The organism is Frankia gtarii (assembly GCF_025403375.1).
Taxonomy (GTDB): domain Bacteria; phylum Actinomycetota; class Actinomycetes; order Frankiales; family Frankiaceae; genus Frankia; species Frankia gtarii.
The window spans coordinates 1-17,780 of record NZ_JAMPTM010000131.1; the positions used below are offsets into that span (position 1 = coordinate 1).

The following is a 17,780-nucleotide window of genomic DNA, read 5'->3' on the forward strand; positions in this document are numbered from 1 at the left end:
GGGGTGCCAGGGGCGGAGGGGACTGCGCCCGCGGGTGGTGGAGCGGGGTGCAGGGGCGTGAGGGTGACCATCGCGCCGGGTAGGGGCGCCTTGCTCGTGGTGGCGGCAGGTTCTGGCGCCACCACCAGGGCCTGACCGATCGTGTCGTTCGGCCCCGATCCCTGCCAGGCGCCGGTCAGGAGGCCGCCGTCGAGTTCTGTACCTGGTCGTGGGCTGGCCGGGCCAGGGGTGTGCGCGGTGATGGTGGCGGGCGGCCCGCTTCCGCGCGGGTTGATCGGGACCCTGGTGGGCCAGCCGACGGCGATCAGCAGTGCGATCGCCGGAATGATGAGCCAGAGTGGATCGAAGCGGGGCAGTCTGGGCATGGCGGTACAACCTCCGGGGTCGAGGGAGGCGCGGCGGCCGGGAGCGTCCGGGTAGCGGTCCCGGCCGCCGCTGGGTCGGTCCGCGAGAGCAGCGGATCGCCCGGTTCCACGGTGCGGTGTTTCGGCCCCGTTGGGTAGTCCAAAGTTTCTGATTGTGGATAACTTGCTTTGGCGTTGACTTTGGATGGGTTGCTGGCCTGCGGGTCTGGCGCGGCGCCGGGTCGTGGCGCGTGTCCGCGCGGCTGAGGTCGGGCTGTGGACAGTGCCCGGGCGGATGGGTGTCGGACGTGGTCCCTGGGCCGGGTGCACCCACGATTGCGGTGACTTCAGGGGCGTCGCACCGGTCCGGGCGAAGATCGGCGGGAAATGATCCTCCCGGTGGACCTGTTGCGACGGCGCGCGATCCTGAGGGATCGGGGCAGCCGGGTTTCCCGCTGGGCCGTAGCGTGGGGCCGGGTATCATCTTCCACAGGGTCCGCATAGCGGGCCCAGTTCGCACGCCCGCTTCCGAGGGTCTCCTGAGGCCGTCGGAAGGGTCTCCTCGGTCCGTCGCGTTGCGGCGGCCACGACCACTCCGGGCGTCAGGGGCAGCCGCCGTCAGGCGGCGCCGTCACAACCGAGGCGTTCGGCTGCGGCCGGACGGAGAGGAGCGACGCGCCATGGCCGTCGTCACCATGAAGCAGCTGCTCGAAAGCGGCGTGCACTTCGGGCACCAGACCAAGCGCTGGAACCCGAAGATGAAGCGGTACATCTTCACTGAGCGTAACGGCATCTACATCATCGACCTGCAGCAGACTCTCTCGTACATCGACCGCGCCTACGACTTCGTCAAGGAGACGGTGGCGCACGGTGGGACGGTGCTGTTCATCGGGACGAAGAAGCAGGCTCAGGAAGCCATCGAGGAGCAGGCCGCCCGGGTTGGCATGCCCTACGTCAAGGAGCGTTGGCTCGGCGGCATGCTGACCAACTTCTCGACGGTCTACAAGCGTCTCCAGCGGCTCAAGGAGCTCGAGGAGATCGAGGTGACCGGTGGCACCGAGGTCCGTACGAAGAAGGAGCAGCTCGTGCTGACCCGGGAGAAGGCGAAGCTGGAGCGCACCCTCGGCGGCATCCGGGACATGAGCCGGGTGCCGAGCGCGGTGTGGGTCGTGGACACGAAGAAGGAGCACATCGCGGTCGGTGAGGCGCGCAAGCTGGGCATCCCGGTCGTGGCGATCCTCGACACCAACTGCGACCCCGATGAGGTCGACTACCCGATTCCCGGCAACGACGACGCGATTCGCAGTGCGGCGCTGCTGACCCGCGTGGTTGCCGACGCGGTCGCGGACGGACTCATGTCCCGGGCCGGCGCCTCGAAGGCCGCCGACGCCAAGCCCGAGCAGTCCGCGGGTGAGGAGCCGTTGGCAGAGTGGGAGCAGGCGCTGCTGCGCGGCGAGGCTGCCGCGCCCGCCGCACCTGCCACGCCCGCCGCACCTGCGGAGCCCGCCGCACCTGCGGAGCCCGTCGCTGCGAGCGAGGAGCAGCCCGCCGAGGAGCCGGTGCCGGCCGCCGTCGAGGCCCAGTCCGACGCCGCGGTTGGTACTGCCGTCTGACCTCGTCGCACCCCACGCGCTGGGCCTTCGTGGCGCCCGGCGCGTGGCGGCCCGCGGCCCGCTTGGTTGCGGGCCGCGCCAGAGCGGCAGCCCGCGGCGGTCGACGGAGTTGGGGGCGGTGCCGGCGGCGCTCCCAGCCAGCTGGAAGGCCCGGTGCCGTGCCGCGCATCCAGGACCGTGCCGCGCCGTCAGGATCGCGCGGTGCCTTTCAGGACTAACGACAGCATCCGACCCACACCAACGAGAAGAGCACCATGGCAGACATCACAGCCGCCGACATCCGCAAGCTCCGGGAGCTGACCGGAGCGGGGATGAGCGACGTCAAGAAGGCGCTGGTCGACAACGACGGCGACTTCGAGAAGGCGAAGTCCTGGCTGCGGGAGAAGGGTAAGGCGCAGGTCGCGAAGCGTGCGACGCGCAGCGCCGCCAACGGCTTGGTCGAGTCCTACCTGCACCGGACGGACCCGCAGTTGCCGCCGACCCTCGGCGTGCTCGTCGAGCTGCGCTGCGAGACGGACTTCGTGGCGAAGACCGAGGACTTCAAGCAGCTTGCCCGCGACCTCGCGCAGCACATCGCCGCCGCGGATCCGCTGTACGTCACCGCGGACCAGATCCCCAACGAGGTACTCGAGGCCGAGCGCAGGATCTACGAGGCGGCCGCCCGCGAGGAGGGCAAGCCCGAGCAGGCGATCGCGAAGATCGTTGACGGCCGGGTCAACGGCTACATCAAGATCAGCGTGTTGCTGGACCAGCCCTGGGTAAAGGATGGCAAGGTAACCATCCGGGCCCTGCTCGACCAGGCGGGTGCGTCGCTGGGCGAGAAGATCGAGGTCGGCCGGTTCTCCCGGTTCAACATCAAGCAGGTCTGAGCGCAGGTTCACGGGCCGGCGGGCGGACAGTGGTCGCCCGCCGGTTTCGTGTTCCCTCGGGTGGCCGCCGTGGCAATGCCACGAGCGTCACGCGCCGAGGCGGCGATGCGACGGTTCGACGTGCTCGGCGTGGCGCGTCCCCCCGGACTCCGGGGGAGCGGCCTCGTGCGGGACACTGCATGTCACGGCTGTGCGATCATCGACGGGGCAGGGGCCCCGGCACCCATGGGCAGCACGTGTCGTGCTGCGGCTCGGAAGGCGGCCGTGTCCGGAGGGTGGCTGACGGGGAAGCTGCCGTCGGAGCCGGACGGGCGCCGGCAGGTCAGAGCGGACGGAAGGAAACGTGGTGATCGACGACACACTTCTCGATGCCGAGGAGAAGATGGAGAAGGCCGTCTCGGTCGCCAAGGAGGACTTCGCGAACATCCGCACCGGCCGCATCACGCCCGCGGTCTTCTCCAAGATTCTGGTGGACTACTACGGCGCGCCGACACCGGTGCAGCAGCTGGCCTCGTTCCACATCCCCGAGCCGCGCATGGTGATCATCACCCCGTACGACAAGTCGTCGCTGCCCTCGATCGAGAAGGCGGTGCGCGGCTCCGACCTCGGGGTCAACCCGAGCAACGACGGCACGATCATCCGCATCGTCTTCCCGGAGCTGTCCGAGCAGCGGCGGCGTGACCTGGTCAAGGTCGCCCGGTCCAAGGCGGAGGATGCCCGGGTGAGCATCCGCAATGTGCGACGCCACGCCAAGGACGGGATCGACCGCATCGTCCGGGACGGTGACGCCGGCGAGGACGACGGCCGGCGCGCCGAAAAGGACCTCGACGAGGCGACCCATCGTTACGTCGGCCAGGTGGACGAGCTCCTCCGCCTCAAGGAAGCGGACCTGCTGTCGGTCTGACCATCTCCGCCACCGGAGCCGCCGCGGTCCGTTCGCCCCACGATCCGAGCCAGATGATCGTGACAGTGCGCGAAGGGCGGCGGCGGGATGTGCCCGCCATTCCTATCCGCTTCTGTCGAGATATAGGCATCCATGACGGCAGTCGACGGCCGCGCCGTGGTTGACGGCGGGCCATCCGGAAGTGCCGATGCGACCGAGGCGGCAGCGGTCCCGCCGCGCCGTTCCCGTGCCGGCCGGAACCTACCGGCTGCGATCGGGGTCGGCGCCCTGCTCGGCGCGAGCATCCTCGTCCCGCTGTTCACGGTGCGTGCGGCGTTCGTCGGCGTCATCAGCGTCGCGGTCGCCCTGGGCACCTGGGAGGTGATCCGGGCGGTCTGGCTCACGGGCGTGCGGGTGCCGCCCGTGCCGCTGGTCGCCGGGGCGCTCGCGATGCCGGTGGTGGCCTATGTCGCCGGGACGACGGGCCTGCTGTTGACGCTCGCCGCCACCGTCGGTGTCGGGGTGGCGGTGCGCGCCGTCGGACCGGCTGGGGGCCTGGTCCGGGACGTGAGTGGCATCGCGTTCGTCGCCGGTTATGTGGGCTTCCCCGCGGGGTTCGCGGCGTTGCTGACCGAGCCGTCCGACGGTAGCTGGCGGGTCCTCGCCTTCCTCGGCACGGTCGTGGCCAGCGATGTCGGCGGCTACACCGCGGGGGTCCTCTCCGGGGGGCGCCACAAGATGGCCCCGAGTGTGTCCCCCGGCAAGTCGTGGGAGGGCTTCGCGGGCTCCGTGGCGGCCTGCGTGCTGGTGGCGGGGATCCTGGTGGCGTGGCCGCTGGGAGCGCACGCGTGGCAGGGCGTCCTGCTCGGCTTGGCGACCGCCTGCACGGCGACGATCGGGGACCTTGGCGAGTCGCTGCTCAAGCGGGACATCGGCATCAAGGACATGAGTAACCTGCTGCCCGGGCACGGCGGCGTGATGGACCGCCTGGACTCGCTGCTGTGCACCGCCCCCGTCGCCTGGCTGCTACTCGCCGCCTTCCTCGCCTGAGTGGGTGGCAGCGGTGGCACCGGTGCCCGCGCTGCCGGCCCGCCCGTACCGGCGCTGCGATCGACCCGGTCGGGGGCGCCGGGCGGTGCGCGCCGCCCGCGCGGGCGATCGTCGCATTCGTCTACGCGCCGGCCTCCTGGCACACTGGATTCGCGATGACTCCCATGACCGTCGAATCCGAATCCCCGGACGGCCCGATGTCCGCCGGGACCGGCCGGCCGGTCCGCCTGTCCCTGACCCGGCGCGCCGGGCGGCCTGCGCGGCACCTGGCGGATCTTTCCCGAGATGAGCGCCGTCAGGTTGCCGTCTCGTTGGGCCAGCCTGCTTTTCGCGCCGACCAGCTGTCGCGCCACTACTTCGCCCGGCTGGTCGATGCCGACGAGACCGAGGCGATGACCGACCTGCCCGAGGGCGGACGCGGACCGCTCCTCGAGGCCCTGCTCCCGCGGCTGCTCATGCCCACCCGGACGCTGAGCTGCGATGACGGCCTGACCCGCAAGATCGCGTGGCGGACCGCGGACGGTGCGTTGCTCGAATCCGTGATCATGAGATATCCGGATCGGGCGACGGTCTGTGTGTCCAGCCAGGCGGGCTGCGGCATGGGTTGCCCGTTCTGTGCCACCGGTCAGGGGGGGCTGACCCGTAACCTGTCGACGGCGGAGATCGTAGAACAGGTCGTGCACGCCGCTCGCGTCCTGCGCCGCCGGGAACTCGCCGGGGGCGAGGGCCGGTTGTCCAACGTGGTCTTCATGGGCATGGGCGAGCCGCTGGCCAACTACACCGCGGTGACCGCGGCGCTGCGCCGCCTGATCGCGCCGCCGCCCGAGGGGCTGGGGCTGTCCGCGCGTGGGCTGACGGTGAGCACCGTCGGACTCGTGCCGGCGATGCGTCGGCTGGCCGGCGAGGGCCTGCCGGTGACCCTCGCAGTGTCCCTGCACGCCCCGGATGACGAGCTGCGCGACGAGCTGGTACCGATCAACACCCGGTGGCCGGTGGCCGAGGTGCTCGCCGCGGCCTGGGAGTACGCCGAGGCCAGCGGCAGGCGGGTGAGCATCGAGTACGCGCTGATCGACGGGGTCAATGACGACGTGGCCCGCGCCGACGCGCTCGCGACCCTGCTCACCGGCCGCCTCGCGCACGTCAATCTCATTCCGCTGAACCCGACGGATGGCTCGTCCTGGCAGGCCAGTGCCCCTGCCGGCCAGCGTGCGTTCGTCCGCCGGCTGCGGCAGCGGGGAATCGCCACCACCGTGCGTGACACCCGCGGCCGGGAGATCGCGGCGGCCTGCGGGCAGCTCGCCGCCGAGCCCGCCGGACGTGCCAGGCACGTCGAGTCCGCGACGACCGTCGAGGCCGCCGGCGCGGCGGACGGCTCGCCTGCGCACGGCAACCGTGTCCTTCGGTAGCCCGGCGAGTCGACGGCGCGGTTCCCTGCGGCACCGCGCGCGGACGACGAACACAGTCTGGTTGCCGATCACCGCCGCAGTCGGCGTGCTCCTGCTTCTGCTGTGGTACGCCATCTCGCGGGACTCCGGCCCGGAGCATGCCTCGGGGCCGTCCTCGGCGTTCGGTCCCGCTGGTGGGCGTGAACCGCGCGCGGCGGCCGTCTCGGCGTCGCCGACGCCCACCGTCCCCCCGCTGCCACCCAGTGGGTGCATCACCGGGAAGACCCTGCCGTCCGGGGTGAGTACCCGCACGTTGCGGGTGGGTGGCGCCGACCGCACGTATGTCCTGGCAGTTCCCGCCGCCGGCTCGCAGGCCCGGGCGCTTCCGCTGATCCTCACCTTCCACGATCTCGGGCAGAGCACCGACGATCTGGAGGCTTACACCCGGCTGGCCGACCAGGGCACCAGGGCCGGCTTCGCGGTCGCGGCCCCGATCGGGGCGCAGGATCGGTGGAACTTTCCTCGGTCCACCGCCGTCGGCCCCGATGACGTGCTGTTCGAGGGGATGCTGGTCAACGAGCTCACGGGCCGGATGTGCCTTGACGCGAAGCGCATATTCGCCGTCGGTTACGGAGACGGCGCGAACATGGTGCTCACGGCGGCCTGCGCGCTGCCGGGCAGATTCGCGGCGGCGGTCACGGTCGGCTCGAGTGTGTTGCCGGCCTCCTGCGCGGCGCCCACCACGAACCTGCTCGAGATCCACGGGACGGCCGACCAGGTCGCGCCGCTCGAGGGCGGGGGCGCCCCTCGTCCGGCACCGTTCGCGGGCGTGGCCGCCCAGTCGACGCCCGACTGGCTCGCCCGCTACGCCTCCGCACTTCGGTGTAGCGGCGCCACCCAGGTCTCCCGGGACACCGCGGCCTGGCAGCGCACCGTCTGGACCGGCTGCCCGAGCGGCCGGGACGTCGGATTGCTGGCCATGCAAGGTACCGGGCACACCTGGCCCGGCGCGCAGGCCCGCCCGGTGCTCGGCCCGACCTCGGACGCCTTCAGCGCCACCGTCGTGGCATTGACCTATTTCGGCTACACCCCCGCATCCGGGGACGTCGGCGGCGGCACCGGGTCGCCGGGCTCAGCCGGGGCGTCCCCGCTGCCCGGCCCGCTTGCCCCGAGCGGCTCGCCCGCTGCCTCGGCCTCGCCGGCCGCACCGTCGTCGACGGCGAACGCGTCGCCCTCGGTGAGTGCGAGCCCGAGCGCCGGCACGGGCGGTCCGGTCAGTCCTACGCCGTCGACATCACCGTCGGTGACCGGCACGCCATCGTCGGCGGCTGCGGACGGATGAGCTCCCCCGTTTGGGTGCGAGACCGGCGACCCCGCCGGGTTGAGGTCGACATCGCCGCGACGGGGAGAGGATGAGGTCACGAAAGGTAGTGGCCGTCAGACCCATTGCACATCTACGGGTGGCACCTGTCATGAACCGAACAGGGCGGCGCCCAGGCGCCGACGGGCCTGAGAGAATGGAGATGTGGTGGAGGCTTCGAACCTGCGTGAAGTTGTTCTGCTCGGGTCCACGGGCTCGATCGGAACCCAGGCCATAGACGTCATACGCCGCAATCCTCAGCGCTTTCGCGTGGTGGCGCTGATGGGCGGCGGGTCCCGGGTGGACCTGCTCGCGGCCCAGGCACTCGATCTCGGTGTCCAGGCGGTGGGCGTGGCGGCGGCATCGGCCGCCCAGGATCTGCAGCTCGCCTTCTTCGCGGAGGCGACCCGGCGGGGCTACCGCCGGGGCGAGTTCGCCGTGCCGAAGATCCTGGCGGGGCCCGATGCGGCCAGTGAAATCGCCGAATGGCCCTGTGACATTGTTCTCAACGGCATCACCGGGTCGGTCGGTCTCGCGCCGACGCTCGCCGCGCTGGCCGCCGGTCGGACGGTGGCGCTGGCGAACAAGGAGTCGTTGGTCGCCGGCGGGCCTTTGGTCCTGGACGCGCTCGGCGGCAACCCGGACCGGCTCATTCCGGTGGACTCCGAACACTCCGCGTTGGCGCAGTGCCTGCGCGGCGGCCGCCGGGACGAGGTGCGCAAGCTCGTTCTCACGGCCAGCGGCGGGCCGTTTCGCGGGCGCCGCCGCGACGAGCTCGCCGCCGTCACCCCGCAGCAGGCGCTGGCCCATCCCACCTGGGACATGGGCCCCGTGGTCACGATCAACTCCGCGACCCTGATGAACAAGGGCCTGGAGCTGATCGAGGCGCATCTGTTCTTCGGAGTGCCCTACGACGACATCGACGTCGTCGTGCATCCCCAGTCGTTGGTGCACTCGATGGTCGAGTTCACCGACGGGTCAACCCTGGCCCAGGTGTCGCCGCCCGACATGCGTCTGCCCATCGCACTGGCCCTGGGCTGGCCGGAACGGGTGGCCGAGGCGCAGCCGCCGATGGACTGGACCCGCGCCCAGGCGCTCACCTTCGAACCGCTCGACGAGGTGGCCTTCCCGGCCGTGGAGCTCGCGCGTACGGCTGGTCGCCGGGGTGGCACCGCACCCGCGGTGTTCAATGCGGCCAACGAGGAGGCGGTGGCGGCCTTCCTGGCCGGACGCCTGCCCTTCGTCCGTATCGTCGATCTGGTGGCCGAGGTCATCGCCGAACACGAGGTTGTGGACCACCCGTCACTCGACGAGGTGTTCGCCACCGAGCGGGCTGCTCGGGACGCGGCGCAGCGGTTGATCCAGCGCGAGAGCGAACGGGAATCGGTGTGAATCACGCTTCGTCCGGGGTGGGCGGCGGATCCCACCCGACCGGTTCCCGTTGCGGGGTCGGTGCGACCCGTCCGGGCCGAGCCGGGCGTGGCGGTTCGCGGGGTCCCGGGGCTCACCCGGGTACCTCCGACCGGTGTCCCACCGGGCGGAGGCCGGCCTGATGGCGATTCTCGGCATCGTGGCGTTCGCCGCGGCGCTGCTCGTGTCCGTGGTGTTGCACGAGGGCGGGCACTTCGTGACCGCCCGGCACTACGGCATGAAGGCCTCGAAGTTCTTCGTGGGCTTCGGGCCGACGATCTGGTCCCGCCAGCGAGGCGAGACCGAGTACGGCATCAAGGCCATCCCCGCCGGCGGTTTCGTCAAGATCGAGGGGATGACGCCGCTGGAGGAGATCGATCCGGCCGATGAGCCTCGGGCGTTCCACAACGCCCGGGCGCGGGCGCGGCTGGTGGTCATGTCTGCCGGCTCCTTCGTGCACTTCGTCATCGCCATCGTGCTGATCTACGGGGTGCTGGTCGCACTCGGCACCACACAGGTCAGCGAGTCGAAGATCGGCGCGACGAGCTGCGTGGCCACGACCGCGAACTGTTCCGGCCCGGGCCCGGCCGCCGCGGCGGGTATGCGGCCTGGCGACCGGATCGTCAGCTTCGACGGGGTCGCGGTGCACACCTGGAAGGACTTCACCCACCGGGTGCGCGAACACGGCGCCGGGTCCGCCCCGCTCGTGGTGGAGCGGGACGGACGGCAGCTGACCCTCACCCCGGACCTTGTCGAGGTCCGCCGCAACCGAGTGACCGGCGAGTCGGGGAACGACCGGGTCGGTGCGCTGGGCGTTCGGCCCGGTCTCGAGACGGTGCACTACAACCCGATCGAGGCCGTTCCGCACACCTTCGACGTGATCGGTTCCGGCTTCACCGGCATGTACAACACGCTGACCCACCGAATCGGCGATGTCGACAAGATCTTCAGCGACGATCGCGATCCCCAGGGCTTCATCAGCGTCGTGGGTGCGGCGCGCATCGGCGGTGACGTCGTCTCGGCGCCCGACAGCTCGGTGCTCGACCGGGTCCGCCAGTTCCTCATCCTCGTGGCTGCGATCAACCTCGCGGTCGGCATCTTCAACTTGTTGCCCCTGCTGCCCTTGGACGGCGGCCACATCGCCGTACTGGGCTTCGAGCAGGCCAGACATGGTCTGCGCAGGCTTCGGGGCTACCGTGGTCCGGTACAAAAGGTGGATTTCGCCAAGCTTTTACCAGCCACGTACGCCACGGTTGTCGTCCTGCTCGGGTTCAGCCTGCTCCTCCTGTCCGCCGACATCTTCAACCCGATCCGCCTGAACCAGTGAACCCGCACGGTTGCGCGAGACCGTGTGCCCTACTGCCCTGCGTCCCGCAGCCGACAGGCCGAATCAGTCGCACGTCGATCCATTTTTCCGATTCGCCAGTGAGGACAACGTGACCGTTACTCTGGGCATGCCAGCCGCTCCGGCCCGACCGCTCGGCACTCGGCGGCACAGCCGGCAGATCAACGTGGGCAACGTTCCGGTCGGGGGTGACGCTCCGGTCTCCATACAGTCGATGTGCACCACGTTGACCTCGGACGTCAACGCGACACTGCAGCAGATAGCCCAGCTCACCGCCTCGGGCTGCCAGATCGTCCGGGTGGCCGTCCCCAGCCAGGACGACGCCGACGCGCTTGCGGCCATCGCCCGAAAGTCGCCGATCCCGGTGATCGCGGACATCCACTTCCAGCCCAAGTACGTCTTCGCCGCGATTGATGCCGGCTGCGCCGCGGTGCGCGTCAACCCCGGCAACATCAAGGCGTTCGACGACAAGGTCGGCGAAATAGCGCGCGCGGCGAAGGCCGCCGGCACCCCGATCCGGATCGGGGTCAACGCCGGCTCCCTCGACAAGCGGCTGCTCGCCAAGTACGGCAAGGCCACGCCGGAGGCGCTCACCGAGTCGGCGCTGTGGGAGTGCTCGCTGTTCGAGGAGCACGACTTCCGCGACATCAAGATCTCGGTCAAGCACCACGACCCGGTTGTCATGATCCAGGCCTACCGCCTGCTCGCCCAGTCCTGCGATTACCCCTTGCACCTCGGCGTGACCGAGGCGGGTCCGGCGTTCCAGGGCACCGTCAAGTCCTCGGTCGCCTTCGGCGCGTTGCTCGCCGAGGGCATCGGCGACACGATCCGGGTCTCGCTGTCCGCGCCGCCGGTCGAGGAGGTCAAGGTCGGCGCCGCGATCCTGGAGTCCCTCGGACTCCGGCAGCGTAAGCTGGAGATCGTGTCCTGCCCGTCCTGCGGCCGGGCCCAGGTCGACGTCTACACCCTCGCCAACCAGGTCAGCGCCGGTCTCGAAGGCATGGAGGTCCCGTTGCGCGTCGCCGTGATGGGCTGCGTGGTCAACGGGCCGGGCGAGGCTCGGGAGGCTGACCTCGGCGTCGCGTCCGGGAACGGCAAGGGCCAGATCTTCGTCAAGGGCGAGATCATCAAGACCGTGCCCGAGGCTCAGATCGTGGAGACCCTCATCGAGGAAGCCATGCGGCTGGCCGAGCAGATGTCGGCGGACGGCACCCCGTCCGGCGAGCCTTCGGTCACCGTCAGCTAGGCGGCGTGACCGGATGGGCCTGCCGCTGCGCTCCGCGTCGACGCGCCTGCTCGATGATCGGGATCTTCCCGCCGTGCGCGAGCTGCTAGCCCGTAATCCGGTTGCCGACGTGTTCGTTGCGTCCCGCGTCGAGGCCGCCGGGCTTGACCCGTGGCGCCTCGGCGCGGAGATGTGGGGGCACACGGTCGACGGTCACCTGGCCGCGCTGTGTTACTCCGGCGCCAACCTCTGGCCCGTGGCGGCGGGCCCCGCTTCGGCGAAGCTGTTTGCCGAGCGGGCCCGCCGGCAGGGCCGCCGCTGCTCCTCCGTCGTCGGCGTCTCCTCGTCGGTCATGGCGATGTGGCAGCGGCTCGAGCCGACCTGGGGACGTGCCCGCGAGGTCCGGGCCGACCAGCCGTTGCTCGTGATCGACGGGCCGCCACTCATCGCGCCCGACCCGGCCGTGCGCCCCGTCCGGCCCGACGAGCTGGACATCCTGCTGCCGGCCTGTATCGCCATGTTCACCGAAGAGATCGGGGTGTCCCCGGTCCTGGCCGACGGCGGGGCGCTCTACCGGGCCCGCGTCGCGGAGTTCATCGGTCAGCGGCGATCGTTCGCACACATTGTCGACGGCCGCGTGTTGTTCAAGGCCGAGATCGGCGCGGTCGCCGGGGATGTCTGCCAGATCCAGGGCGTCTGGGTGGATCCGGCGCTGCGCGGGCGTGGGCTGGGTGCGGCCGGCACTGCCAGCGTCGTCGCGCTCGCGCGGACGGCGTTCGCCCCGCGGGTGAGCCTGTATGTCAACGACTTCAATCATGCCGCCCGCCGGGCCTATGAGCGGGTTGGATTCCAGCGCGTGGGCACCTTCGCCTCGATCCTGTTCTAGCGCGCGTCGCTTCCGCTTTCTAAGCCCCGACGCTGCCCCCACCCATCGCCCGCCTCGCTGCCGTCGATCTCGCTGGGCAGGTCCCTGACCTGGTCCGCGGCATGCTCCGGATGGTCCGCGGGGGACTCGTCGACACCATCGACCGCTGTCCGTTTTGTCCAGATCTGCGGCGAAGTTGGCAAATTTTATTGCGCAACGATGTCTGGACCATGGGGGCACATAGTCAGGATGCAGGGCATCTGGCATGCTTACCATCCCGATGACTTCGATTGACTTGCATGGCGTGGGCTTCAGCCTGCGCGAAGGGGGTTTTGATGAGGGTGAGCAGACTGTGGCGCGCCGCGGCGCCACTGATCACCGCGGGGGCGCTGGCGCTGGCGGTGGTGGGCTGCTCGAGCTCGAGCGACGGTGACAGCGCCTCGGCGAGCACGGCGCCCGGCCAGGTAAGCGGGACGCTCCGTCTCGGGTACTTCCCGAACCTCACCCATGCGCCCGCGCTCTATGGCGTCGAGAAGGGGATCTTCGCCAAGGAACTCGGTTCCGGCGTCACCCTGAAGACGTCGACGTTCAACTCCGGCGTCCAGGAGGCCGAGGCCGTCCTGTCCGGGGCGCTCGACGCCGGATACATCGGGCCGAACCCCGCGGTGAACAGCTTCATCAAGTCGAACGGCGAGGCTGTCCGGATCATCTCCGGTGCGACGTCGGGTGGCGCGGCACTCGTGGTCCGCCCGGACATCACCTCGGTGGCGCAGCTCAAGGGCACCACGCTCGCGACGCCGAGCCTCGGCAACACCCAGGACGTGGCTTTGCGCTACTACCTGAAGAAGAACGGTCTGAAGACGGACAACCAGGGCGGTGGCGACGTCTCGATCAAGCCGCAGGACAACTCCCTCACGGTCGACGCCTTCACCAACAAGGCGATCGACGGCGCGTGGGTGCCCGAGCCGACGGCGTCCCGGCTGGTCGCCGCGGGCGGCAAGGTGCTCGTGAACGAGGCCGACGAGTGGCCTGAGACCAAGGGCCAGTTCGTCACGACGGTGCTGCTGGTGCGCACCGCCTACCTGAAGAAGAACCCGGAGATCGTCCGCCGGCTCGTCAGCGCCAACGTGGCGTCGATCAACGGCCTCAACGCCGACCTGGACGCCGGTGCGAAGGTCACCAACACGGCCCTGGGCAAGCTCGCCGGCAAGCCGCTGTCGGACAAGGTCCTGACCTCGGCGTGGAAGTCGTTGACGTTCACCCCGGACCCGATCGCCGCCTCCCTGCTCACCTCGGCCAAGCACCAGCAGGAGCTCGGCCTGATCAAGAATCCGAAGCTCGACGGGATCTTCGATCTGACGATCCTCAACGACATCCTGTCGAAGCAGGGCAAGCCGGCCGTCTCCGACTCCTGACCCACCCGCAGGGCGCCCTGGCCGGGCGTGCGTCTCCACCGCAACGGGGGAATGATCCGTGACCGCTGTCCGCTCCGACACCGCAGTGCGCATCGACGGCGTCAGCCGGTTCTTCGGCGCCGGCGCCGCCCGTGTCCAGGCGTTGGACAACGTCTCCCTGGACGTCCGGTCCGGCGAGTTCCTCTGTCTGCTCGGCGCGTCGGGATGCGGCAAGTCGACGCTGCTCGGCCTGATCGCCGGTCTCGACGCGCCGAGCGCCGGCACCGTGGACACCACCGGTCGCCGTGCCGGGATGATGTTCCAGGACTCGGCGCTGCTGCCGTGGCTCACCGCGGGCGGCAACATCGAGGTGCCGCTGCGGCTACGGGGAATCCGCCGCGGCGAGCGGCGGGAGCGGGTGGAACGCCTGCTCGCGATGGTTCGCCTCGCCGGGCTGGCCGACAAGCGCCCCCATGAGCTGTCCGGGGGCATGCGCCAGCGGGTGAGCCTCGCCCGCGCGTTCGCGCAGGAGGCCGACATCCTCTGCATGGACGAGCCCTTCGGTGCCCTCGACGCGATGACCCGCGACCTGCTCCACGACGAGCTGGAACGGATCTGGCGGGAGACCGGCGTCACGGTCATCTTCGTCACCCATGACGTCCGCGAGGCCGTCCGGCTCGGCGACCGCATCGTGCTGTTGTCCTCCCGGCCCGGACGGGTCGCGGAGATCTTTGATGTCGACATCGAGCGGCCGCGGCGCATCGACTCCGCCCGGGTCGCGGAACTGGCCACCACGGTGACCACGCGACTGCGCGAGGAGGTTGGCCGGCATGGCCACTGAAAGCGGCATCTCGACCCAGCTCCGTGGCCGGTCGACGGACCTCGACCCCGAGACCGGGCTCGCGGTGGACGCGGCGCTCGCCGGTCTCGACGCGCTCGACATCCCGACCGTGCAGCGGCGGCCGCTCGCGGCCCGGGCCTGGGCGGCGACCTGGCCGAAGATCGGCGCCCTCGCCCTGTTCCTGCTGCTGTGGCAGGTCGTCGTCTGGAGCGGTTGGAAGCCCACTTACGTGCTGCCCGGGCCGGGCAAGGCACTGTCCGAGTTCGGCAGCCGCCTCGGCACCAACCACTTCTGGGACGCCCTGGCGCGCACCCTGGTCCGAGCCTTGGAGGGCTACGCCCTCGCGGTCGTGATCGGGGTCGTGGTGGGGGTCGCGGTCTCCCGCTCCGCCGTCCTGCGCACCGCGGTGGGCTCCTTCATCACCGCGCTGCAGACGATGCCGTCCATCGTCTGGTTCCCCCTGGCCATCCTGCTGTTCAAGCTGAGCGAGTCGGCGATCCTGTTCGTCGTGGTGCTCGGGGCCGCACCCTCGGTCGCCAACGGGGTGATCTACGGCGTCGACTACGTGCCGCCGCTGCTGGTGCGGGTCGGTCGCAGCATGGGCGCGCGAGGGTTCTCCCTTTACCGGTACGTCGTGGCGCCGGCAGCCCTGCCCTCCGTGTTGGCGGGGCTCAAGCAGGGCTGGGCGTTCTGCTGGCGCAGCCTGATGGCCGGCGAGCTGCTGGTCATCGTCCCCGGCCATCCTTCGGTCGGGGCCGACCTGCAGAACTCCCGGGAACTGCTCGACACGGTCGGGGTGATGGCCTCGATGATCACCATCTTTGTCGTCGGAGTCCTCGTCGACACCGCCTTCAACATCGCCGACCAGCGGATGCGCGTGCGTCGCGGTCTCGTCGCCGAGGGGACGTCCGCGGTGCGGGCGGCCCGGGGCGGCCGGGGACGCGGCATGGCCGGCGGCGGCGTCGACCCGGTGGGAGGCTCCGGCGACGGCACGGTGCCGCATCAGCCGGTGGACGGGGGCGCCGGGGGAGCGGACGGCGGGCATGCGGGCGGCGCAGGATAAGCGGGTGGCATCCCGCTTGGCTCGGCTGGGTCGCTGCCGCGGACGGTGAGTGTCGCCGGGCACGTCCGCGCCGCGCCCGGCCGACCCGCCGGGGGCGCTCGGTGCTGCCGGGCGGCAAAATGGGTGCATGCAGATCTCCGCTCGCGCCGACTACGCGCTGCGCGCACTCCTGACGTTGGCGGCGAGTGACGGCGAGCTCGTCAAGGGCGAGTCGCTTGCCACGGCGCAGGATCTGCCGTTGCGTTTCCTTGAGAACATTCTGACCGACCTGCGTCGGGCCGGGCTGGTCCAGAGCCGCCGGGGTGCCGACGGGGGCTACCAGCTGGGCCGCCCCGCCGACCAGATCACCGTCGCCACGGTGATCCGAGTGACCGACGGCCCGCTCGCGAGTGTGCGCGGGCGCCGTCCCGAAGATGCCTGCTACGAGGGTGCGGCCAAGAATCTTCAGGATGTCTGGATCGCCGTCCGGGTCAACCTGCGCCGCGTCCTGGAGAACGTGACCCTGGCCGATGTCGCAGGCGGTCGACTTCCAGAGATCATCACTACTCTAGGTAATGATCCCGATGCCTGGGTCACGCACTAGCGCGTGGGCGGACGCTCACGACGCTCCCGGCAGCGCACGGGTGGCCGTTGCGGGCGGCAGGCCGGCCGCGAGGCGCGCTCGCTGGGCACGCACGGCCGCCCCGCTCAGGGCGTCGACGGCGAGTTCCCGGGCGTCGGTGCCGAGGACGGCGGTGGCGTCATGGGCCGCCGCGGCGAAGGCGTCCTCGATCTGGGCCAGCAGGGCCAGTGAGGCGGCGACGCTGACCGGCGTCGCGGGGATCCGGTAGGCGGGCAGCGCCGGAAGGGCCTGACCGCCCCGGGCGCCGATCACGGCGACGAGGTCGTCGCGCAGCGCCTGGTGGGCGACCCAGCTCAGCCGGGCCAGCTCACGGGCGCCGGCGGCCGCGGGGCCCAGCGGCGCGAGCGCCCCGCCCGCGGCCGCGGCGGCGTAGATCGCGGCGTGGGTGGCCGTGAGCATTGTGTTCAGGGCGTCGACGGCGGCTGCCTGGCCGGGAGCCGCCGGGCTCTGCCGGGCCGCCCCAGCGCCGGCGGGGGCGGCCGCGACGACCCGTCGGCCCCGCCTGCCCGGGGTCACCCGACGCTCCCGGCGGTCGCGGCCGGCCGGCCGGAGTTGACCTGCGCGAGGTAGAGGTCGAGCAGTTCCACCTGCGCGACACCGGCGGCGTGCAGGCTGGCCAGCGACGGCGCGAGCAGGCCGGTTACCCGCAGGCTGTCCGTGCGCGCCGCGGCCGACGCTCTGCTCTCGGTGGCACGTAGCGATGCCAGCGTCGCCGCGCGGGCCGTGGGCGACTCGTCGACCCCGCCGGCCGTGGCCGCCACCCCGGCCGGCGCGGACGCTGTCGGGTTCGATCCGGTCGTCCCGGCCGGCGGGCTGGTCGCCACCGCGGCCGGGACCTGTGCCCCCAGCGTCGACACGGCGACCTCGTGATGGGCACGCAGCGGGTCGAACAGGAAGCGCAGGGACGGATGCCGTCCCGCCGCGGTCCGATACGCGGCAGCTAGCGCCGTGGCGCGGACGATCGCGCCCCGAACCGCGGCCGTGTCGCCCGCTGCGAGCCCGCCGCTCGCCCCGGTCGGGGGCGAGACCGTCGTGGCGCAGCCGGCCACCCCGATCGCGTCGGCGAGAGCAAGCCCACCGATCCCCAGCAGGATCCGCCGCCGCGAGACGGGTGTGCGCAACGCCGGGTCCACGGTCCCGAGCTTCGCACATCCCGCCGGCCGGGCCGACCGCCGTCCGACCCTGCGCGGATGATCGGTGCGTGGGCCGCGGCCTACGTCCGCCGCGGCGGACGTAGGCTATGGATCTCATCTCGTCCGCCACCGCCGTGGTCCGGTGGGCTCGTGGGCGGTAGTCCGTCGGCGGGAGTCGCCGTGCGTTGTCGTTGGTCAACCCGCAGGTAAGTCCGTGCTGTCCGGCCGAACCTGGGTATCGCCCCTGGTAGCTGGTCGCTGCCGGCGTGGCGGCCCGCGGCGGGGTGGCGGGATGGCCGGCCGGCAGTGGACGGCGAGACGATCGGGACAGGCGCGAACGTGGGAAGGGACGGACCAGGTGTCAGGGGCGGGGGAGTC

General features: G+C 71.2%; 16 protein-coding genes and 1 pseudogene. 14 read left to right on the forward strand and 3 right to left on the reverse strand.

Features of this window, described 5'->3' with window-relative positions:
• A pseudogene (locus NBZ83_RS18625) lies at positions 1–365 on the reverse strand (hypothetical protein); the annotation flags it as partial.
• 659 nt (positions 366–1,024) lie between these two features.
• Here NBZ83_RS18625 and rpsB point away from each other — a divergent pair.
• The 14 genes from rpsB to NBZ83_RS18695 all read left to right on the forward strand — a co-directional run bounded on the left by rpsB (position 1,025) and on the right by NBZ83_RS18695 (position 16,230).
• On the forward strand, positions 1,025–1,957 hold the full coding sequence (gene rpsB / locus NBZ83_RS18630) for a 30S ribosomal protein S2 (RefSeq protein WP_261566996.1): 933 nt from the start codon (positions 1,025–1,027) through the stop codon (positions 1,955–1,957).
• Positions 1,958–2,211: 254 nt separating this feature from the next.
• Positions 2,212–2,826 (forward strand): translation elongation factor Ts, encoded by a 615-nt coding sequence (tsf, locus tag NBZ83_RS18635; RefSeq protein WP_261566995.1) that lies wholly within the window; start codon positions 2,212–2,214, stop codon positions 2,824–2,826.
• A gap of 346 nt (positions 2,827–3,172) precedes the next feature.
• Positions 3,173–3,730, forward strand: a complete 558-nt coding sequence (gene frr, locus NBZ83_RS18640; RefSeq protein WP_261556104.1) for a ribosome recycling factor — start codon at positions 3,173–3,175, stop codon at positions 3,728–3,730.
• A 132-nt stretch (positions 3,731–3,862) separates the two neighbouring features.
• Positions 3,863–4,759 (forward strand): phosphatidate cytidylyltransferase, encoded by an 897-nt coding sequence (locus tag NBZ83_RS18645; protein ID WP_261566994.1) that lies wholly within the window; start codon positions 3,863–3,865, stop codon positions 4,757–4,759.
• A 155-nt stretch (positions 4,760–4,914) separates the two neighbouring features.
• Positions 4,915–6,165 (forward strand): dual-specificity RNA methyltransferase RlmN, encoded by a 1,251-nt coding sequence (rlmN, locus tag NBZ83_RS18650; protein ID WP_261566993.1) that lies wholly within the window; start codon positions 4,915–4,917, stop codon positions 6,163–6,165.
• A 61-nt stretch (positions 6,166–6,226) separates the two neighbouring features.
• Complete coding sequence (locus NBZ83_RS18655; RefSeq protein ID WP_261575497.1) at positions 6,227–7,486, forward strand: CE1 family esterase; 1,260 nt, start codon at positions 6,227–6,229, stop codon at positions 7,484–7,486.
• A gap of 186 nt (positions 7,487–7,672) precedes the next feature.
• Entirely contained in the window at positions 7,673–8,896 is a 1,224-nt protein-coding gene (dxr, locus tag NBZ83_RS18660) for a 1-deoxy-D-xylulose-5-phosphate reductoisomerase (protein ID WP_261566991.1), read from the forward strand.
• 160 nt (positions 8,897–9,056) lie between these two features.
• On the forward strand, positions 9,057–10,241 hold the full coding sequence (locus tag NBZ83_RS18665; RefSeq protein ID WP_261566990.1) for a M50 family metallopeptidase: 1,185 nt from the start codon (positions 9,057–9,059) through the stop codon (positions 10,239–10,241).
• 109 nt (positions 10,242–10,350) lie between these two features.
• Positions 10,351–11,505, forward strand: a complete 1,155-nt coding sequence (gene ispG / locus NBZ83_RS18670) for a flavodoxin-dependent (E)-4-hydroxy-3-methylbut-2-enyl-diphosphate synthase (protein ID WP_261566989.1) — start codon at positions 10,351–10,353, stop codon at positions 11,503–11,505.
• A gap of 13 nt (positions 11,506–11,518) precedes the next feature.
• Positions 11,519–12,370, forward strand: a complete 852-nt coding sequence (locus NBZ83_RS18675; RefSeq protein ID WP_261566988.1) for a GNAT family N-acetyltransferase — start codon at positions 11,519–11,521, stop codon at positions 12,368–12,370.
• Between the two features lie 314 nt (positions 12,371–12,684).
• On the forward strand, positions 12,685–13,764 hold the full coding sequence (locus NBZ83_RS18680) for an ABC transporter substrate-binding protein (RefSeq protein ID WP_261566987.1): 1,080 nt from the start codon (positions 12,685–12,687) through the stop codon (positions 13,762–13,764).
• A gap of 58 nt (positions 13,765–13,822) precedes the next feature.
• Positions 13,823–14,584 carry an ABC transporter ATP-binding protein gene (locus NBZ83_RS18685; protein ID WP_261566986.1) on the forward strand — a complete coding sequence of 254 codons (762 nt, stop codon included), beginning with the start codon at positions 13,823–13,825 and terminating at the stop codon, positions 14,582–14,584.
• Positions 14,574–15,647, forward strand: a complete 1,074-nt coding sequence (locus tag NBZ83_RS18690) for an ABC transporter permease (protein WP_261566985.1) — start codon at positions 14,574–14,576, stop codon at positions 15,645–15,647. Before NBZ83_RS18685 ends, NBZ83_RS18690 begins: the two co-directional genes overlap by 11 nt.
• A 127-nt stretch (positions 15,648–15,774) precedes the next feature.
• A complete protein-coding gene (locus NBZ83_RS18695) occupies positions 15,775–16,230 on the forward strand; it encodes an RrF2 family transcriptional regulator (protein WP_261566984.1) in 456 nt (151 codons plus the stop codon).
• Positions 16,231–16,245: 15 nt separating this feature from the next.
• Here the strand turns inward: NBZ83_RS18695 and NBZ83_RS18700 are convergent, their stop codons facing one another.
• Positions 16,246–16,785: a DUF4439 domain-containing protein gene (locus NBZ83_RS18700; RefSeq protein ID WP_261566983.1), complete on the reverse strand. Its 540-nt coding sequence runs from the start codon at positions 16,783–16,785 to the stop codon at positions 16,246–16,248.
• Complete coding sequence (locus NBZ83_RS18705; protein WP_261566982.1) at positions 16,782–17,390, reverse strand: hypothetical protein; 609 nt, start codon at positions 17,388–17,390, stop codon at positions 16,782–16,784. The genes NBZ83_RS18700 and NBZ83_RS18705 overlap by 4 nt, the downstream gene beginning before the upstream one ends.
• Between the last annotated feature and the right edge of the window lie 390 nt (positions 17,391–17,780).